The organism is Streptomyces sp. NPDC014894 (assembly GCF_043080985.1).
Classification (GTDB): domain Bacteria; phylum Actinomycetota; class Actinomycetes; order Streptomycetales; family Streptomycetaceae; genus Streptomyces.
In genome coordinates this window covers 624,152-642,040 of sequence record NZ_JBIBWD010000004.1, presented here as the reverse complement: position 1 = coordinate 642,040, position 17,889 = coordinate 624,152, and the positions used below count along the sequence as shown (strand labels likewise).

General features: G+C 70.6%; 16 protein-coding genes. 7 read left to right on the top strand and 9 right to left on the bottom strand.

What is annotated here, in order from left to right; translation table 11 throughout:
- Positions 1-123: 123 nt before the first annotated feature.
- Positions 124-1,536 carry a family 2B encapsulin nanocompartment shell protein gene (locus tag ACF089_RS13705; RefSeq protein WP_392025690.1) on the bottom strand — a complete coding sequence of 471 codons (1,413 nt, stop codon included), beginning with the start codon at positions 1,534-1,536 and terminating at the stop codon, positions 124-126.
- Positions 1,537-1,823: 287 nt separating this feature from the next.
- Here ACF089_RS13705 and ACF089_RS13700 point away from each other — a divergent pair, with 287 nt between their 5' ends.
- Both ACF089_RS13700 and ACF089_RS13695 read left to right on the top strand, forming a co-directional pair.
- Positions 1,824-2,414 carry an N-acetylmuramoyl-L-alanine amidase gene (locus ACF089_RS13700; protein ID WP_392025688.1) on the top strand — a complete coding sequence of 197 codons (591 nt, stop codon included), beginning with the start codon at positions 1,824-1,826 and terminating at the stop codon, positions 2,412-2,414.
- A 187-nt stretch (positions 2,415-2,601) separates the two neighbouring features.
- Positions 2,602-3,531 (top strand): 1-aminocyclopropane-1-carboxylate deaminase/D-cysteine desulfhydrase, encoded by a 930-nt coding sequence (locus ACF089_RS13695; protein WP_392025687.1) that lies wholly within the window; start codon positions 2,602-2,604, stop codon positions 3,529-3,531.
- Here ACF089_RS13695 and ACF089_RS13690 read toward each other — a convergent pair.
- Positions 3,498-5,108, bottom strand: a complete 1,611-nt coding sequence (locus ACF089_RS13690; protein WP_392025685.1) for a Na+/H+ antiporter — start codon at positions 5,106-5,108, stop codon at positions 3,498-3,500. The genes ACF089_RS13695 and ACF089_RS13690 overlap by 34 nt on opposite strands.
- 101 nt (positions 5,109-5,209) lie before the next feature.
- Here ACF089_RS13690 and ACF089_RS13685 point away from each other — a divergent pair, with 101 nt between their 5' ends.
- The 3 genes from ACF089_RS13685 to ACF089_RS13675 all read left to right on the top strand — a co-directional run bounded on the left by ACF089_RS13685 (position 5,210) and on the right by ACF089_RS13675 (position 7,248).
- Entirely contained in the window at positions 5,210-5,470 is a 261-nt protein-coding gene (locus ACF089_RS13685) for a UBP-type zinc finger domain-containing protein (protein WP_392025683.1), read from the top strand.
- A gap of 393 nt (positions 5,471-5,863) precedes the next feature.
- A complete protein-coding gene (locus ACF089_RS13680; protein ID WP_392025682.1) occupies positions 5,864-6,277 on the top strand; it encodes an anti-sigma regulatory factor in 414 nt (137 codons plus the stop codon).
- The gene (locus tag ACF089_RS13675) at positions 6,274-7,248 is read left to right on the top strand and encodes an RNA polymerase sigma factor SigF (RefSeq protein WP_392025680.1); all 975 of its coding nucleotides are present in this window, start codon (positions 6,274-6,276) and stop codon (positions 7,246-7,248) included. The genes ACF089_RS13680 and ACF089_RS13675 overlap by 4 nt, the downstream gene beginning before the upstream one ends.
- Positions 7,249-7,329: 81 nt before the next feature.
- Here ACF089_RS13675 and ACF089_RS13670 read toward each other — a convergent pair whose 3' ends face one another.
- Entirely contained in the window at positions 7,330-7,746 is a 417-nt protein-coding gene (locus ACF089_RS13670; protein WP_392025678.1) for a hypothetical protein, read from the bottom strand.
- 150 nt (positions 7,747-7,896) lie between these two features.
- On the opposite strand from ACF089_RS13670, the gene ACF089_RS13665 reads away from it, so the two are divergent.
- Positions 7,897-8,865 (top strand): diacylglycerol/lipid kinase family protein, encoded by a 969-nt coding sequence (locus tag ACF089_RS13665; protein WP_392025677.1) that lies wholly within the window; start codon positions 7,897-7,899, stop codon positions 8,863-8,865.
- A gap of 316 nt (positions 8,866-9,181) precedes the next feature.
- On the top strand, positions 9,182-9,439 hold the full coding sequence (locus ACF089_RS13660) for a WhiB family transcriptional regulator (RefSeq protein ID WP_003953983.1): 258 nt from the start codon (positions 9,182-9,184) through the stop codon (positions 9,437-9,439).
- Between the two features lie 206 nt (positions 9,440-9,645).
- On the opposite strand, the gene ACF089_RS13655 is transcribed toward ACF089_RS13660, so the two are convergent.
- From ACF089_RS13655 to ACF089_RS13630, 6 genes are all read right to left on the bottom strand, one after another.
- On the bottom strand, positions 9,646-11,127 hold the full coding sequence (locus ACF089_RS13655; protein ID WP_392025753.1) for a histidine kinase N-terminal domain-containing protein: 1,482 nt from the start codon (positions 11,125-11,127) through the stop codon (positions 9,646-9,648).
- Between the two features lie 468 nt (positions 11,128-11,595).
- Positions 11,596-12,663, bottom strand: coding sequence for an SIS domain-containing protein (locus ACF089_RS13650; protein WP_392025675.1), 1,068 nt, complete (start codon positions 12,661-12,663; stop codon positions 11,596-11,598).
- Positions 12,664-12,745: 82 nt separating this feature from the next.
- Entirely contained in the window at positions 12,746-14,281 is a 1,536-nt protein-coding gene (locus ACF089_RS13645) for a glycoside hydrolase family 3 protein (protein ID WP_392025673.1), read from the bottom strand.
- A gap of 10 nt (positions 14,282-14,291) precedes the next feature.
- On the bottom strand, positions 14,292-15,170 hold the full coding sequence (locus ACF089_RS13640; RefSeq protein ID WP_392025671.1) for a carbohydrate ABC transporter permease: 879 nt from the start codon (positions 15,168-15,170) through the stop codon (positions 14,292-14,294).
- Between the two features lie 35 nt (positions 15,171-15,205).
- Complete coding sequence (locus tag ACF089_RS13635; protein ID WP_392025669.1) at positions 15,206-16,225, bottom strand: carbohydrate ABC transporter permease; 1,020 nt, start codon at positions 16,223-16,225, stop codon at positions 15,206-15,208.
- A gap of 110 nt (positions 16,226-16,335) precedes the next feature.
- Entirely contained in the window at positions 16,336-17,640 is a 1,305-nt protein-coding gene (locus ACF089_RS13630; RefSeq protein ID WP_392025667.1) for a sugar transporter, read from the bottom strand.
- Between the last annotated feature and the right edge of the window lie 249 nt (positions 17,641-17,889).

Here is a 17,889-nt window from a genome sequence, read left to right as displayed (position 1 = left end):
CCTGGGGTCCGTGGGGGGTCGTCGGGGGCCGGGCGGGGCGCCCCCCGGGGGGGGCGCGGGCGGGGGGGGGGGCCGCGGCGGGGGGGGCCCGCGCCGGGGGGGGGCCCGCCCCGGCTCCGCGCATCAGCCCCAGCGGCCCACCTCGACGTTCTCCAGCACTCCGAGCGCGTCGGGGACCAGCACCGCGGCCGAGTAGTAGGCCGTGACCAGGTAGGAGACGATCGCCTGCTCGTCGATGCCCATGAAGCGCACCGACAGGCTCGGCTCGATCTCGTCCGGGATGCCCGCCTGACGGAGGCCGACGACTCCCTGGTCGGCCTCCCCGGTGCGCATGCAGAGGATGGAGGTGGTCCGGGCCTCGGTGACGGGGATCTTGCCGCACGGGAAGATCGGCACCCCGCGCCAGGCCGGGACATGGCTGCCGCCGACCTCCACGGAGCCGGGCACGAGCCCGCGCCGGTTGCACTCGCGGCCGAAGGCGGCGATCGCCCGGGGGTGCGCGAGGAACAGCTTGGAGCCGCGCCGCCGCGAGAGCAGTTCGTCCATGTCGTCGGGGGTGGGCGCGCCGTCGTGCGGCTGGAGGCGCTGCGCGTGGTCGCAGTTGGCCAGCAGTCCGAACTCCCGGTTGTTGATCAGCTCGTGCTCCTGGCGCTCGCGGAGCGCCTCGACGGTGAGCCGCAGCTGCTGCTCGGTCTGGTTCATCGGCTCGTTGTAGAGGTCGGCGACCCGGCTGTGGACCTTCAGCACGGTCTGCGCGACGCTCAGTTCGTACTCCCGCGGGGAGAGTTCGTAGTCCACGAAGGTGTGCGGGACGGCCGCTTCGCCGACATGGCCCGCCGAGAGGTCGATCGCGGCCTCGCCGTAGGTGTTGGCGCGCGGCTCGGGCAGGGCGGCGACGCCGTCGAGATGGCGGCGCAGCGATTCGGCGCGCTCGGCGAGGTTCCGTACGTCGTGCCGGGTCAGCACGAGGACCGTGCAGGAGGTGGCGGCGCGGACGGTGTACCGCCAGACGGCGCCGGGGTCGGTCAGCGAGCGCTCGCCCAGATGGGCCCCGTCGGCGAGGACGTCGACGACGGCCTCGTCGCCGTAGGGGCCCGCGCCGAGCTGCTCGACCCGGCCGTGGGCCAGCAGGACGACCCGGTCCTCCGGGGCGCCCGCCTCGGCGATCACCTGCCCGGCCGCGTACGACCGCTGGACGCAGCGGCCCGCCAGCTCGGCGAGGACCTCCTCGTCGCCGTACTCCCGCAGCGCGGGCAGCTCGCCCAGCTCGGCGGGGACGACCGTGACCCGGTCGCCGGTCTGGACGAAGGTCACCCGGCCGTCGCCCACCGCGTAGGTCAGACGGCGGTTCACCCGATAGGCGCCGCCCTGCACCTGCACCCACGGAAGCATGCGCAGCAGCCACCGTGAGGTGATCTCCTGCATCTGGGGAACCGATTTGGCGGTGGTCGCCAGATTCCGTGCGGCCGCTGTGCCGAGGCTCTGCCGCGCCGATAGCCGTTCGTCTTCCTCGACGCCAACCGAACCAACCGACATGGGACTTCCTCTCGATCACACATGCGAAGAACAGGTCTGTTGTTCGCCGTCGACCTGCAAGAGAAGCCTTTCAGCACGGAGAGTCCCAGCACCATTACACATATGGATGGGATTGATTCGGCGAGGGCCGGGGAAGCTGACGCGTTCGCACGGGTTCCCTGGTGAGGTGACCGGATCGGCTCGCACGCCGTCCGAACACATGGCTCCGGAACCGCGATCGGAGTAAAAGCTGTAAATGCACAGTACGGAATATTCCGTACACACTCCTCGCACCTCAGGAGCCGGACATGTCCTCACCCATGCCCGCGAAGAGCTTTCTGGACGCACTGCGCGACGAAGGCCTGACAGTCGTCGAGGTCGGCGACTGGCGTACGCACAACCGCAACAGCAAGGGCCCCTGGGGCCCGGTGCACGGTGTGATGATCCATCACACCGTCACCCAGGGCACCGCGAACAGCGTCGCGCTCTGCCGGAACGGCCGCAGCGATCTGCCCGGACCGCTCTGCCACGGTGTGATCGCCAAGGACGGAACCGTCCATCTCGTCGGGTACGGCCGCGCCAACCACGCGGGCCTCGGCGACGACGAGGTGCTGCGCGCGGTCATCGCCGAGAAGGGCCTGCCGTCCGACAACGAGGCCAACACGGACGGGAACCGCCACTTCTACGGCTTCGAGTGCGTCAACCTCGGCGACGGCCGGGACCCCTGGCCCGAGGCTCAGCTGGAGGCGATCGCCCGGGCCTCCGCCGCGATCTGCCGGCACCACGGCTGGACCTCCCGCTCGGTCATCGGCCACAAGGAGTGGCAGCCCGGGAAGGTGGACCCGCTGGGCTTCACCATGAACGAGTTGCGCGAGCGGGTCCACGGGCGACTGAAGTAGCCGCCCCGGGCGCCCGGGCGGCCACCGCCCAGGGCCCGGACCACCCGCGCCACCGCCCGGAGCCCGGCACCCGCACCCGCACCCGCACCCGCACCCGTCAGGGTCCCGGGCCACCCCACCCCCGGCCCCGGCCCAGGACCCCGGACGCCGGGTGTCGCCGCAGGTGGGCCCGGGTGACAATGGCCGGGTGCCCCCCGAAGCGCCCGACCTCGACGCCGCCCTGCGGCCCCGGCTGCCCTCACCGGTCCAGCCGGTCGAGGACGAGCGCTTCACCCGCCGGGGCATACGGCTGCTGCTCAAGCGCGACGATCTGATCCACCCGGATCTGCCGGGCAACAAATGGCGAAAACTCGCGCCCAACCTACGGGCGGCCGCGGGCCGCCCCCTGCTCACCTTCGGCGGCGCGTACTCCAACCATCTGCGGGCGACCGCCGCCGCCGGACGGCTGCTGGGCTGCGCCACGACCGGTGTGGTCCGCGGCGACGAGCTGGCCGGGCGGCCGCTGAACCCCTCCCTCGCCCGGTGCGCGGCGGACGGGATGCGCCTGGTCTTCGTGGACCGGGCGACCTACCGCCGCAAGGACGATCCCGCGGTGCTGGCCCGCATCCTGGCGCGGAGCGCGCCGGACGACGACGTCCAGGTGATCCCGGAGGGCGGCAGCAACGCGCTGGCCGCGCGCGGCTGCGCCGGGCTCGGCCGCGAGCTGGGCGGCGAGGCGGACGTCGTCGCCGTCGCCTGCGGCACCGCCGGCACCCTCGCCGGGCTCGCCGCGGGACTGCCGCCCGGGGCCCGCGCGCTCGGCTTCCCGGTCCTCAGGGGCGGCTTCCTCGCCGCCGAGACCGAGCGCCTCCAGCGGGCGGCGTTCGGCGCGCGCACCGGGGACTGGTCACTGGACGACCGCTTTCATTTCGGCGGATATGCCCGCACAACCCCAGAACTCACCCGGTTCGCAGAGGGGTTCGAAGCCCGCCACGGGCTCGCCGTGGAGCGGGTGTATGTGGCCAAAATGCTCTACGGGCTGACCGCGCTCGCCGCCGAGGGCGCGTTCGCCCCCGGGACCACCCTCGCCGCCGTCGTCACAGGTCAGCCCGACGCCCCGTCCGCCTCGTCCCGGTAGGCGGCGGCCTCCTCCAGGTCCAGCCGGCGCAGCAGCGTACGCAGCATCTCGTCGTCGATCCGCCGCCGGTCCCGCAGCTCGACGAAGGCGGAGCGCTCCGCCTCGATCATCTCCCCCGCGAGCCGGCGGTAGGTCGCGTCGGCCGACTCCCCGGTGGCCTCGTTCACCGAGCCGAGCCGCTCCCAGACGGCGTTGCGCCGCCGCTCCATGACCGTGCGCAGCCGGTCCTCCAGCGGCTGCGGGAGGGCGTTGCGGTCGTCGGCGAGGAGTTCGTCGAGCCGGCGGTCGGCCGCGGCGGACGCCTCGCTCTGGGCCTGGGCCTCGGCGAGGGTGAGGGCCTGGGGATCGGGCCGGGGCAGCTTCAGGGCCCTGATCAGCGCGGGCAGGGTGAGCCCCTGCACCACCAGGGTCCCGATCACGGTGGTGAAGGTCAGGAAGAGGATCAGATTCCGGGCCGGGAACGGCTCCCCGGCGGAGGTGGTCAGCGGGATCGAGAAGGCGATGGCGAGCGAGACCACTCCGCGCATCCCGGCCCAGCCCACGATCACCGGGGCCCGCCAGTCGACGGCGGGCTCCCGTTCCCTGATCCGCGCGGAGAGCCGGCGCGGCAGAAAGGTGGCCGGGAAGACCCAGACGTACCGCACCGCGACGACGAAGGCGAAGACCCCGACCGCGTACGCCAGCGACTCGCCCACCCCGTAGGAGCCGAGCCCTTCGAGGACGTACGGCAGCTGGAGGCCGATGAGGGCGAAGACGGCCGACTCCAGGATGAAGGCGACCATCTTCCACACGGCCTCCTCCTGGAGCCGGGTGGCGAAGTCGACCTGCCAGCGGCGGTGGCCGAGGTAGAGCCCGACGACGACCACGGCGAGCACTCCGGAGGCGTGGACCTGTTCGGCGGCGGCGTAGGCGACGAAGGGGATGAGCAGGGAGAGGGTGTTCTGGAGCAGAGCCTCCCGCAGATGGGTGCGGAGCCAGTGCAGGGGGACCATCAGCAGCAGTCCGACGCCGACGCCGCCGAGGGCCGCGAGGGCGAACTCGGCGACGGCCCCCGACCAGCTCGCGGCCTCCCCGACGGCGGCGGCGACGGCGACCCGGTACGCGGTGATCGCGGTGGCGTCGTTCACCAGGGACTCGCCCTGGAGGATGGTGGTGATCCGGGAGGGCAGCCCGAGCTTGCGGGCGATCGCGGTCGCGGCGACGGCGTCCGGCGGCGCGACGACCGCGCCCAGCACCAGCGCGGCGGTGAGCGGCAGCGCGGGCACCAGCAGATGGGTCAGACACCCCACGGCGACGGTCGCGAAGAGGACATAGCCCACGGAGAGCAGCGCCACGGGCCGGGCGTTGGCCCGCAGATCGAGGTACGAGCTCTCCAGCGCGGCCATGTGCAGCAGCGGGGGCAGCACCAGCGGCAGCACGATGTGCGGATCGAGGGTGTAGTCGGGCACTCCGGGGAGGTAGGCGGCGATCAGCCCGGCGGTGACCAGGAGCAGCGGCGCCGGTACGGGGGTGCGGCGGGCCGCTCCGGCGATCATGGCGCTGACCGCGATCAGCGCCACCAGTGGCAGTGCGTCCATGCTCCGTCCCTCGGTCTCCTCGTGCGGGCGCCTCGGTGCGCGGGGGCGGGGCGGGGCCCGCCGACGGGAAGGTACGCCGTCCGCGCCGTAATCTGGCCATCATGAGCGCGTGTCCTCATGTAGCCGATCTGCCTCGCCCGGAGCCGGAGCCGCGGAGCGAGACCTGCCGGGACTGTCTGGCCGCCGGGGAGCGGCCGGTGCATCTGCGGCTCTGTCTGGTCTGCGGCCATGTGGGGTGCTGCGACTCGTCGCCGCTGCGGCACGCGAGCGCGCACTTCGAGGAGACCGGGCACCCCGTGATGCGGAGCTTCGAGCCGGGCGAGAGCTGGCGGTGGTGCTTCGCCGACGGCGCCCTGGTCTGACCGGGGCGCCGTCCGTCAGGGCCCGCCTCCGGGGCGGAGGCGTCCGCTCCGGACGGTGGATTCCGCCCGGCGGACGGACGTACGACCCCGGCGCGCCCGGCGGCCGGCGGAGGCGGCTCGGGAACCCTGGCGGCGGTTCGTCCGTCTGAAGCGTGGGTACGTCAACCATCCACCCCTTCCGCCCAATTGAATCCCGCAACCCCCTAGCCACCGTGTGTGTTCATATGCTTACCATGAGTGACGGGCGCTGAGGGGTGGGGGCCCGGCGACAGCGCACCATGGATCGCGATAGCGTCGCCGAGCCAGTACCGGCTACGTACGGACTGCGTAGCGACGGCTTCGGGATCTTTCTCCCGCGGCCCGGAAAGAGCTTGTGTCACCTTGGAGGTGAGGGTGTCCCAGATCGCAGGCGAGCCCGGGACCCAGGACTTCGTGGAAGTCCGGCTGCCCGCTGCGGGTGCCTATCTGTCGGTGTTGCGTACGGCCACGGCCGGACTCGCGGCACGGTTGGACTTCACCCTTGACGAGATCGAGGATCTGCGGATCGCGGTCGACGAGGCGTGCGCGATCCTGCTCCAGCAGGCGGTCCCCGGCTCCGTACTCAGCTGTGTCTTCCGGCTTGTCGACGACTCGCTGGAGGTCACGGTCTCCGCGCCGACGACCGACGGCCGGGCGCCGGAGCGCGACACCTTCGCCTGGACGGTGCTCTCCGCGCTGGCGGGCATGGTCGACTCCTCGGTCGCGCCCGACCGTACGGTCTCCATCAGCCTGTACAAGAAGCGCGGCGCGGGACCCGGTCCGGCGTGAGAAGCGAGGACGGTCCGGTGCGCGACGAGCCCCCCTCGGTACACGGCTTCCCGGAGCAGCACGCCCGGCCGCATCCACAGGACGGGCCCGCCGGTCCGGCGACCGCGGTGGACCGGGCGCAGGCCGGCCCCGGCGGGGGAGCCGACGCCGGGGCGGAGCCCTCGGGGAAGGCGGAGCCCATGACGGAGCATGTCCAGGAACAGCAGCAGCACCACCCGCAGGACCGCAGCGGGGCCCGCGCGCTCTTCATCGAGCTGCGTGAGCTGCCCGACGGCTCCGAGGAGCGGGCGGAGCTGCGCAATCGGCTGGTACGGATGCATCTGCCGCTGGTCGAGCATCTGGCGCGGCGGTTCCGCAATCGGGGCGAGCCGCTGGACGATCTGACCCAGGTGGCGACGATCGGCCTGATCAAGTCGGTGGACCGGTTCGACCCGGACCGGGGTGTCGAGTTCTCGACGTACGCCACGCCGACGGTGGTCGGCGAGATCAAGCGGCACTTCCGGGACAAGGGCTGGGCGGTCCGGGTGCCGCGGCGGCTCCAGGAGCTGCGGCTGTCGCTGACCACGGCGACGGCCGAGCTGTCCCAGCAGCACGGCCGCTCCCCCACGGTGCACGAGCTGGCGGAGCGGCTGGGCATCTCGGAGGAGGAGGTGCTGGAGGGGCTGGAGTCGGCGAACGCGTATTCGACGCTCTCGCTGGACGTGCCCGACACGGACGACGAGTCCCCGGCGGTCGCGGACACCCTGGGCGCCGAGGACGAGGCGCTGGAGGGGGTCGAGTACCGGGAGTCGCTGAAACCGCTGCTGGAGGATCTCCCGCCGCGGGAGAAGCGGATCCTGCTGCTGCGGTTCTTCGGCAATATGACCCAGTCGCAGATCGCGCAGGAGGTCGGCATCTCCCAGATGCACGTCTCCCGGCTGCTGGCGCGCACGCTGGCGCAGCTGCGGGAGAAGCTCCTCGTGGAGGAGTAGACCGGCCGGACGCGGCGAGGGGGGCGGGGGAAGCGTTTCCCCCGCCCCCCTCGCCGTGGCGGAGGGCCGGAAGGAGAGGACCTACGCGTCGCGGGCGCCCGGGCCGCGGATGTCGAGCGCCTGGGTCGTCGTCGGGTTCACCAGCAGCACGAGACCGGACACGGCGACCGCCGCGACCAGCATGCCCAGCGGGATCATCGCGCCGGAGGCGCGCAGCAGCGTCCACGCCGGGATCAGCGCCATCAGATGTGTGATCAGGGCCGGGCCCCGGCTCCAGCTCCGCCGCAGCAGCAGTCCGCGCGCGGCCGCCAGCGGGAGGGCGCCGAGGGCGATCAGGGTCAGTCCGCCCATCTCCGCCTGGGTGGGGCTGTCGGGCCGGCCCAGCACCCCCATCAGCAGCATGTAGACGCCGTAGGCGACCAGTGCCAGGCCCTCCAGGCCGGACACCGCCGCGGCGGCGGTCAGGCGGGCAGGGCGCGGGGTCTGGTCTTCGCTCACCCGAGAAGGGTAGCCGCCGCCGGGTCCCCGGGGCCGGGCCAGGGTCGGGCGGAGGCGCGGCCCGGGCCGTCGGCCGGGCGGGGCCGGGCGGGGCGCCGGGCTCCTACCCGGGGCTGGGCCGGGTACCCCCGGGTAGGTACGCTGCCACTCATGCGCGCACTCCTCGTGGTCAACCCGGCAGCAACCACCACCAGTGCACGCACCCGTGACGTGCTGATCCACGCCCTCGCCAGCGAGATGAAGCTGGAGGCCGTCACCACCGAGTACCGGGGCCACGGCCGGGACCTGGCGCGCCGGGCGGCGGAGTCCGGGGAGATCGACCTCGTCGTCGCCCTCGGCGGCGACGGCACGGTGAACGAGGTCGTCAATGGTCTACTCCACGACGGGCCCGACCCCGAGCGGCTGCCCCGGCTCGCCGTCGTCCCCGGCGGTTCGACCAATGTCTTCGCCCGCGCCCTCGGTCTGCCGAACGACGCCGTGGAGGCCACCGGCGCGATTCTGGACGCGCTGAGCGAGCGGAGCGAGCGCACCGTGGGGCTGGGTCTCGCCTCCGGCACGCCGGGGACCGAGGACGAGGGGGTGCCGTCCCGCTGGTTCACCTTCACCGCCGGCGTCGGATTCGACGCGAGCGTGATCGGCCGGGTGGAGCAGCAGCGGGAGCGCGGAAAGCGTTCGACCCACGCTCTCTATGTGCGTCAGGTGCTGCGGCAGTTTCTGGAGGACCCGCACCGCCGCCACGGAATGATCACACTGGAGCGCCCCGGCCACGATCCGGTCACCGATCTCGTCGTCTCCATAGTCGCGAACACCTCGCCCTGGACGTTCCTCGGGAATCGTCCGCTGTACGCGTCCCCGAAGGCCTCCTTCGACACCGGGCTCGACGTGCTCGGGCTCACCCGGCTGTCGACGCCGGCGGTGGCCCGCTTCGGCACCCAGCTGCTGACCTCCAGCCCGAGCCGGGGCCCTCACGGGAAGCACGCGATTACTCTCCATGACCTCACCGACTTCACCTTGAATTCAAAGGTTCCACTGCCTTTCCAGATGGACGGCGACCACCTTGGACTGCGCACCAGCGTGACGTTCACAGGCGTACGCCGTGCACTGCGTGTGATTGTGTGAGTAGAAGGCCAGAACGGCCTTTATCTCGAACGTACGGACTGGCCTCCACCCCATAGAATGACGGCTGTGACCTAGTCGACACCGAGGAATCAAAAAAAACTTCCCGGAAGGGGTTGTATCCGTCGCCGAGGTTTGCGAGTCTCTTCATGGCGATCGGGACTGGCCCGCAGAATCGGCCCGCAGATCACCGGAACCCCTCCCCAAACCCTGGACCACGTCGACGTGATCGGCGATCGGCCCTTCCCTTGTGGGGGGATTCGTGAAAGCGTTCACATTCACAAGCAACCTGCAAGTCATACCAGGAGAGGTAGCAGCCATGGACTGGCGTCACAACGCCGTTTGCCGCGAGGAAGACCCCGAGCTCTTCTTCCCCATCGGCAACACCGGTCCTGCGCTGCTGCAGATCGAGGAAGCCAAGGCCGTCTGCCGTCGCTGCCCCGTCATGGAGCAGTGCCTGCAGTGGGCGCTTGAGTCCGGCCAGGACTCCGGCGTCTGGGGTGGCCTGAGCGAGGACGAGCGCCGCGCGATGAAGCGCCGTGCCGCTCGCAACCGGGCGCGTAACGCAAGCGCCTGACAGCCACCACAGCGAGCCTGAAGCCTCCGGCGGCGCGTACAGCGAGTACGCACTCACCGCCCACGAGTCGCAGCGCGCAGCAGTAACCAACAGCATTCGAGCCCCGGACCGCATTCCATCGGTCCGGGGCTCGCTGCTGTGCCCGGGCGCCCCTTGCCCGTATCGGAGTGAATACGCTCCGAAACAGTGCTCAATCCACTCCGGAATTACTTCTGGGCACGTACCGGGATATCGAGTACGACACGGGTGCCGCGGCCCGGCTCGGCGACCGGGAGCATGTCGAAGGTACCGACCAACTCCCCTTCCACCAGGGTCCGTACGATCTGCAGACCGAGATTTCCGGCGCGCTGCGCGTCAAAGCCCTCGGGCAGTCCCCGGCCGTCGTCCTGCACCGTGATGAGGAGCCGGCCGACCGGTTCGTCGCCGCGCCAGTCGCTCCGTACCGCCGACACCTCCACCGAGCCGCGCTCGCCGGACGGGAAGGCGTGCTCCAGGGCGTTCTGGAGGACCTCGGTGAGCACCATGGACAGCGGGGTGGCGACCTCGGCGTCGAGAATGCCGAAGCGGCCGGTGCGGCGGCACTCGACCTTGCCGGGCGAGATCTCGGCCACCATCGCGATGACCCGGTCGGCGATCTCGTCGAACTCGACCCGCTCGTCCAGGTTCTGCGAGAGGGTCTCGTGCACGATGGCGATCGAGCCGACGCGCCGCACCGCCTCGTTGAGCGCCTCGCGGCCGCGGACCGAGTCCATCCGGCGCGCCTGGAGCCGCAGCAGGGCCGCGACGGTCTGGAGGTTGTTCTTCACCCGGTGGTGGATCTCCCGGATGGTGGCGTCCTTGGTGATCAGCTCTCGCTCGCGGCGGCGGAGCTCGGTGACGTCCCGCAGCAGCACCAGGGAGCCGATCCGTGTGCCCTTGGGCTTGAGCGGGATGGCGCGCAGCTGGATCACCCCGCCGTTGCCCTCGACCTCGGCCTCGCGCGGGGCGTAGCCGCTGGCGAGCTTGACCATGGCCTCGTCCACCGGGCCGCGGGCGGGGGCCAGCTCGGCGGTGACCTGGCCGAGGTGGTGGCCGACGAGGTCGGAGGCGAGGCCGAGCCGGTGGTAGGCGGAGAGGGCGTTGGGGCTGGCGTACTGGACGGCGCCGTCGGCGTCGAGCCGGATCAGCCCGTCGCCGACGCGCGGGGAGGCGTCCATGTCGACCTGCTGGCCGGGGAAGGGGAAGGAGCCGGCGGCGATCATCTGGGCGAGGTCGGAGGCGGACTGAAGGTAGGTCAGCTCCAGCCGGGACGGGGTGCGCACCGTCAGCAGATTGGTGTTGCGCGCGATGACGCCGAGCACCCGGCCGTCGCGGCGGACCGGGATGGACTCGACCCGTACGGGGACCTCCTCGCGCCACTCCGGGTCGCCCTCGCGCACGATGCGGCCCTCGTCGAGGGCGGCGTCGAGGAGCGGGCGCCGGCCGCGCGGGACGAGATGGCCGACCATGTCGTCCTGGTAGGAGGTGGGGCCGGTGTTGGGCCGCATCTGGGCGACGGAGACATAGCGGGTCCCGTCGCGGGTGGGGACCCACAGGACGAGATCGGCGAAGGAGAGGTCGGAGAGCAGCTGCCACTCCGAGACCAGCAGATGGAGCCACTCGAGGTCGGAGTCGCTCAGAGCGGTGTGCTGGCGGACGAGGTCGTTCATGGAGGGCACGTGTGCGAGCGTACCCGTGGGGTGGGCCGGGGGCGGCGGGCGGCCGTGGTGAGAGCGACGGTCCGAACCAATCCCCGCCGATCCATGGACATCCGCGAATGGTCTAGTCCACAATGAATGGGCAAGCGAAACTTCCGCTCTCCCCGCACAGGAGAGTGGAACGAGGCCCCTGCGCTCTCTGCCCTGACTGCGCTCGGACCTCTCCCACGGCCGCGCGAGCCCGCACACTCGTCGGCCGGAGCACTCCGGGCTGCGGTGCCGGACGGGTTGAGGGTCCCGTCAGGCGCCGCGGCCCGCGGGTCTGTCCGGCGGCGTCCGCGCGGCGATCCCCGCCCCGGCTTCCGGCTCCCGCCCCGTCGCGGGCCCGCTCCCTCACTCCCCCGCTTCCGGCTCCCGCCTCGTCGCCTCCTGCCGCGGGCCCGCTCCCCGGCTTCCTCCGCGTCCGCGGCGCCCCGCGCGTCAGTGGGTCTCGGTCACCTTGGCGAGCGCCCTGGGCGCGTCCGGGTCATGGCCGCGGGCGATGGTGACCTCGTACGCCAGCAGTTGGAGCGGGATGATCTCCAGGACCGGCTGGAGCTCCTCGGGGACGCCGGAGGTGGGCAGGACGAAACCGGCCGAGGCGGCCTCGACCTGCGGTGCGGGGCCCACCACGACCAGGTCGGCGCCGCGGCCGCGCAGGCGGTCGAGAACGGGCTGGAGGGCCTCGCCGCCCTTGCCGTCGGTGACGACGGCGATGACGGGCGAGATGTTGTCGACCATCGCGAGCGGCCCGTGCAGCAGATCCGCGCCGGAGTACGAGAGCGCCGGGATGTAGCTCGTCTCCATGAGCTTCAGCGCGGCCTCCTTGGCCGTGGGATAGCCGTAGCCGCGGGAAGTGATCACCATGCGCTCGGCGAAGCGGTAGCGGGAGGCCAGCCGGCGCACCTCGTCCTGGCGGTCCAGGATCCCCGCCGCCAGCTCCGGCAGCGCCTCGGCCGCCGATCCGTCCGCGCCGCGCAGCCCCTCGGCGAAGAGATAGAGCGCGAGCAGGGAGGCGGTGTACGTCTTGGTCGCCGGAAGGGCCTTCTCCGGCCCGGCCAGGATGTCGAGATGGAACTCGGCGACGGCCGCCAGCGTGGAGTCCGGGTTGTTGGTGACCGCCAGGGTGATCGCGCCCGCCTCCCGGGCGGCCCGGGTGGAGGCGACCAGATCGGGCGAGCCGCCCGACTGGCTGACGACGATGACGAGGACGTCCCGCAGATCGGGCCGGGCGCCGTAGGCCGTCGTGGTGGACATGGAGGTCAGTCCGCAGGGCAGCCCGAGCCGGATCTCCAGCAGATACTTCGCGTACAGGGCCGCGTTGTCGGAGGTGCCGCGGGCGGTCAGCAGCACGAATCTCGGGCGGCGGGCCGCGATCACCGCGGCCGTCTCATGGATGAGCGGCGCACCCCGGTCCAGGATGCGCCGCAGTACCGCGGGCTGTTCCGCCATCTCGCCGGACATGATCCGGCCGGGATGCTCGCTCTGTTCGGCGTGCGTGGCGGACATGCTGGCCTCCAGCGGCGTTCCGTGCGCCGGGGGCGGGGCGGTCGGGCCGCGCCCGCCCCGGCGCTGTACGGGTCCGCTTCGGTCAGGCGCCGGCGCCCTGGCCGGTGATGACCTCCGCGGCGGCCCGCCCGCAGACACGGGCGGCGCCGTGGGTGGCGATGTGCAGGGCGCCCTTGGGCTGTGCGCGGTTGACGCCCATCTCGACCACGACCGTGTCCGGCCGGGTCTCGACCAGCGCGTCGAGCGCCGCCGCCATCCAGGGGTGGCGGTGAACATCGCGTACCACTGCCACGATCCTACGGTCTGCCGCCTTGGCCAGCACCTTGCTCACCAGCGCCGACGCGTCGGCCTCCGGCTCGCCGTAGGTGTCGGCCACGGTGCCCGGCAGCAGTTCCGTCAGCGCGGGAGCGACGCCCCACGGGGTCTCGTCGCCGACGGCGATATTGGCCACCGGGGCGAACGAGGCGACGTAGGGCGTGCCCGTGACGGGCTCGTAGGGCAGCTCGCCGGCGGTGACCCGGACCGCCCGGCGGGCGGCGACCAGGCCGATGTCGGCGCGGACGGTGTCGGGTGCGCTCCCCTCCTGCTGCGCGCCCGACCGTGCTCCGCGCGTCCAGTCGGCGAGGCCGCGCACCCGCGCGGCCGCCTCGGCGAGACGCTCCTCGGGCAGGTCGCCGCCGCGGACCGCGTTGACCAGGGCGTCACGCAGCCCCAGCACGGTCGCCTCGTCGGCCAGCCCGCCGCCGACGCAGATCGCGTCGATGCCGGCCGCGATCGCGAGGACGGAGCCCCGCTCGATGCCGTACGTCGAGGCGATGGCCTGCATCTCGATGCCGTCGGTGATGATCAGACCCTCGTACCCCAGCTCCTCGCGGAGCAGTCCGCGCAGGATCTGCGGGCTCAGGGTGGCGGGGCGCTCGGCGTCGAGGGCGGGCAGCAGGATGTGCGCGCTCATCACCGCCTTGGGCCCCGCCGCGATCGCCTCGCGGAACGGCAGGAGATCACGGGCGTGCAGGGTGTCGAGACCGACGTCGATCCGGGGCAGCGCGTGGTGCGAGTCCACGTTGGTGTCGCCGTGCCCGGGGAAGTGCTTGATGCACGCCGCGACGCCGGAGGCCTGCATGCCCTCGACGTACGCGACGGTGTGCCGGGCCACGAGCCGGGCGTCGGCACCGAAGGACCGGACGCCGATGACCGGGTTGTCCGGGTTGGCGTTGACGTCGGCGGACGGCGCCCAGTTGAGGTCGACGCCGCAGGCGGCGAGCCTGCGGCCCAGCTCACGGGCGACCTCACGAGTGAGGTCGGTGTCGTCCGCCGTGCCCAGCGCGTAGTTGCCGGGGAAGGAGGAGCCGTCGCGCACCTCCAGGCGGGTGACGTCACCGCCTTCCTCGTCGATGGCGACCAGGACGTCGTCACGCTCGGCGCGCAGCTGCGCGGTGAGCGCGGTGAGCTGCTCGGGGGTGACGATGTTGCGGCCGAACAGTCCGACGGCGGAGAGGCCCTCGCCGATCTGCCGCAGCAGCCAGTCCGGCGCGGTGGTGCCGACGAATCCGGGCTGGAGGACGGTGAGCGCGTCGCGGGTGAGGGTGTCCGAGGACCCTCGTACAACGGTGGTCATGGTGCGGTCCTCATCCCTTCACGGCGCCGGAGGTGAGGCCCGTCGCCATCTTCTTCTGGATGAACATGAAGAAGATCACGACCGGGATGGCGATCATCGTCGACGCCGCCATCAGCGCGCCGTAGTCGACGCCGCGGGCGGTGGTGAAGTTCGTCAGCCACACGTTCAGCGTGAACTTGTCGTTGTCCTGGAGGACGATGTACGCGAGCAGGTACTCGTTCCACGCGTTGATCAGGGAGTAGATCGACGCGGCGGCGAGGCCCGGGGCGAGCAGCGGGAAGATGATCCGCCAGAAGGCGCCCATCTGGGTGCACCCGTCCACCATCGCGGACTCTTCCAGCTCCTTCGGGATGTTGATCACGAAGCCGCGGATCATCCAGGTCGCGAAGGGGAGCGTGGAGACGAGGTAGATGACGATGACGCCCCAGTACTCGTTCAGCGCGCCGAAGTCGTTGAGCTGGAGGTAGATGGGGATCAGCATCGCGGTGGGCGGCAGCAGCTGCACCAGGATCAGCACGATCATGAAGGCCCGGCGACCGTAGAAACGGAAGCGGCCGATCGCGTACGCGGCGACGGTGGCCATGATCATGGCGCCGACGACGGCGGTGAAGCTGACGATCAGGCTGGACTTGACCGCGGTGCCGAAGTTCTCGTAGTCGACGGCACGGACGAAGTTGTCGAACGTGAACGACGACGGCCACAGCGTCTGGTCGTAGCTGCGGATCTCCTTGTTGGGCCGCAGGGCGCTGACGACCAGCCAGTACACCGGGAAGATCATGACCAGGAAGGCCACGACACCGATGCCGTTGTAGACGAAGCGGCTCTTCTTCTTACGGTCCACCGCGGGCTTGTTCTTCTTGCCGGCGGGTACGGACTTCACAGTGGTCACGGGCGTCTCTGTCTTCGGCGCGGAGGCGGTGGTGCTCAATCGACCTCTCCGATCTTGAGCAGCTGGCGCAGGTAGTACACGGCGACACCGGACAGCAGAAGCACGGTGATCAGGGAGATGGCCGCGCCCTGGCTGAAGGAGTTGGACTCGAAGGCCTTGTTGAAGGCGTAGAGGCCGATGACTTCGTACTCCGGCTCGGGCTTGCTTCCGCGCATCAGCCAGACCTGGCCGAGGACGTTGAAGTCCCAGATGACGGAGAGCGTGGCGACCATCTGGAAGACGGGCTTGATGACCGGGAAGGTCACGTAGCGGAAGTTGCCGAACGCGTTGACTCCGTCGATCGCGGCGGCTTCCTCCAGCTCCTTGGGGACCTGGGTGAGGGCCGCGTACAGCGTGATCGCTACGAAGGGGATGGCTCCCCAGACGACGACCGCGCCGATGATGAGGAAGCCCTGCTTGTAGTCGAGCCACCAGTTGTGGCCCTGGAAGTCCAGTCCCAGGTACTTCGTCAGGACCATGTTCAGGACGCCGTAGTCGGAGTCCGAGAGCCAGCGGAAGATCGAGGCCTGGACCATCAGGGGAATGGACCAGGCGGCGATCAGCGCGCCGGTGATCATCAGTCGCGCCCAGTCCGACATGCGCTGCATCATCAGCGCGATGCCGAGGCCGATGACCAGGGTGGCGACCACGCAGATGGCCATGAAGACGACGGTCAGAACGACCGAGTCCCAGAAGGCCTGGTCCCCGAAGATGTTCGTGAACTGCTCGAAGCCGACCCAGGGGGCCGGTGCACCGGTCCACAGCTCAGTGCGGCCCACGTCCTGGAAGGACATGATCGTCGTCTTGATCAGCGGCCAGACGAACACCGCGAGGATCGCCACGACCGTCGGGGCGATCAGCAGATAGGGCAGCAGCGCCCCCTTGTTTCTCCGACGTCCGCCTCCCCCCGATGTCTTGGGTTCGTGGACTTCCGCGGGCCGCTTGCCGGCCGCTGCGGTGTCGGAGGCTTGGGGGTCCGGTCCCCCGGGGGTCTTGAGCATGTCGGCGGCACTCATCGTGCGTGGCCTTCCGTTCGGACTGTTCACCTGAAGGCGGGGGTGACGGGTCCGCGCGGTGGCGCGGACCCATCACCCCCGGGGAGATCAGAGGGTCGAGACCGCGAGGGTCAGGACTTCTCGTTGATCAGGGCGTTGATCTCCTCGTCGGCCTTCTTCGTGGCGTCGGCGACAGAGGTTCCACGGATGATCTGAAGCAGCATCTGCTCCAGGATCTCCTTCTTCTCGATCGCGGCCCAGCCGGGGGCGATCGGGGTGAACCAGGCGCTCTCGACCGCGTTGGCGCCAGGCGCGGTCTCCGGCTTGGTCTTCAGCGGCTCAAGCTGCTTGGTGTTGTTCGGCAGCGTGTTCTTGGCGGTGAGCGCGTCCTGGTTCTTGGAGTTCGTGTAGATCGAGATCCACTCTTCGCCCAGGTCCTGCTGCTTGGACTTGGCGATGACGCCCAGGTCCGAGCCACCGACGAAGGTCGGGAGCGGCTTGTTCTCCGGACCCGGCATCACGACGGGGAAGATCTTGCCCTTGAGCTCACCGTTGCCGTTGCCCTCGGCGTCGGTGACGCTGCCGGCCTCCCACGCGTTGCCGTAGAGGACGGCCGTCTTCTCATTGGCCATCACATTGGCGTGGTCCTGCTCGTCCTTGGTCTTGTCGGCCTTGTTGTACTTCTTGACCAGGTCGACGAAGTGCTGGATGCCCTTCTGGGCCTCCGGCGTGGAGAGCTGGGCGGACCATTCCTTGCTGCCCTCGTCGTACTTGGCGATCTGGCCGCCGTACGCGTAGACGTAGGACATGGCCGCGTACCAGTAACGGCCCGGCAGGTAGAGCGCGGAGAACGCCTTGTCCTTGCCGTACTTCTCCTGGACCTTGTCCAGGGCCTTGACCAGCTCGGCCTCGGTCGCCGGCATCTTGTCGACGCCCGCGCCCTTCTTGAACATCTCGGCGTTGTAGATGCCGACACGGGCACCGGCGTAGTACGGCACACAGAAGAGGTCGCCCTCGTAGGTGCAGGTGTCCTTCAGACCCTTGATCCAAGTGTCCGAGTTGTCGTACTTCTTCTCGTCCTTGATGGGGGCGAGGGCACCGTTGAGGATGTAGGTCATGGTCTCGGTGTTACCGAGTTCGACCACGTCCGGGAAGCTGTCACCGGACAGGGCGGCGTCGAGCTTCTTGGTCTTGTCGGCCCACAGCTGGTACTGGACCTTGACGTTGACCTTGGGGTACTTCGTCTTGAACTCGTCGTTCGCGGCCTTGACGACCTCGGGCCACGTGGACTGAGCGTCGTTCATCAGCCATACGGTGAGCGTCCCCGTACGGTCCTTCGGGTCAGTCTTGCTCTGGTCCTTCGCGTCCGAACCACAGGCCGCGACCGAGACCATCATTGCCGCCACACCGACCGCAGCTATGAGCTTGCGCTTCACGCCACCCTCCTCAAGGGATGCAGATTTCCCCCCACCGCCCGGGAGTCGCACAACACGCAGAGACAGCGCTTTTCGGTCTGCCCGTGGGGCTGGGACCTGGTCTTTAATGGTTTAGACCAGTACCCGGAGCTTGGCCTAGACCTTTAGGGGTGTCAAGGGTGTATAAGAAGGGCAGTCGCGTCCGTTATAGGACCGACACCTGAGGGAGGGCGACGACCCGTGACCGGACCGTGCCACCATGTGAGCCGC

What these genes read in the sequence shown, in the direction of transcription:
- ACF089_RS13705 (WP_392025690.1), bottom strand. Translation starts at nt 1,536, where the DNA reads ATGTCGGTTGGTTCGGTTGGCGTCGAGGAAGACGAACGGCTATCGGCG.
- ACF089_RS13665 (WP_392025677.1), top strand. Translation starts at nt 7,897, where the DNA reads ATGCGCGCACTCCTCGTGGTCAACCCGGCAGCAACCACCACCAGTGCA.
- ACF089_RS13700 (WP_392025688.1), top strand. Translation starts at nt 1,824, where the DNA reads ATGTCCTCACCCATGCCCGCGAAGAGCTTTCTGGACGCACTGCGCGAC.
- ACF089_RS13655 (WP_392025753.1), bottom strand. Translation starts at nt 11,127, where the DNA reads ATGAACGACCTCGTCCGCCAGCACACCGCTCTGAGCGACTCCGACCTC.
- ACF089_RS13660 (WP_003953983.1), top strand. Translation starts at nt 9,182, where the DNA reads ATGGACTGGCGTCACAACGCCGTTTGCCGCGAGGAAGACCCCGAGCTC.
- ACF089_RS13685 (WP_392025683.1), top strand. Translation starts at nt 5,210, where the DNA reads ATGAGCGCGTGTCCTCATGTAGCCGATCTGCCTCGCCCGGAGCCGGAG.
- ACF089_RS13645 (WP_392025673.1), bottom strand. Translation starts at nt 14,281, where the DNA reads ATGACCACCGTTGTACGAGGGTCCTCGGACACCCTCACCCGCGACGCG.
- ACF089_RS13650 (WP_392025675.1), bottom strand. Translation starts at nt 12,663, where the DNA reads ATGTCCGCCACGCACGCCGAACAGAGCGAGCATCCCGGCCGGATCATG.
- ACF089_RS13635 (WP_392025669.1), bottom strand. Translation starts at nt 16,225, where the DNA reads ATGAGTGCCGCCGACATGCTCAAGACCCCCGGGGGACCGGACCCCCAA.
- ACF089_RS13690 (WP_392025685.1), bottom strand. Translation starts at nt 5,108, where the DNA reads ATGGACGCACTGCCACTGGTGGCGCTGATCGCGGTCAGCGCCATGATC.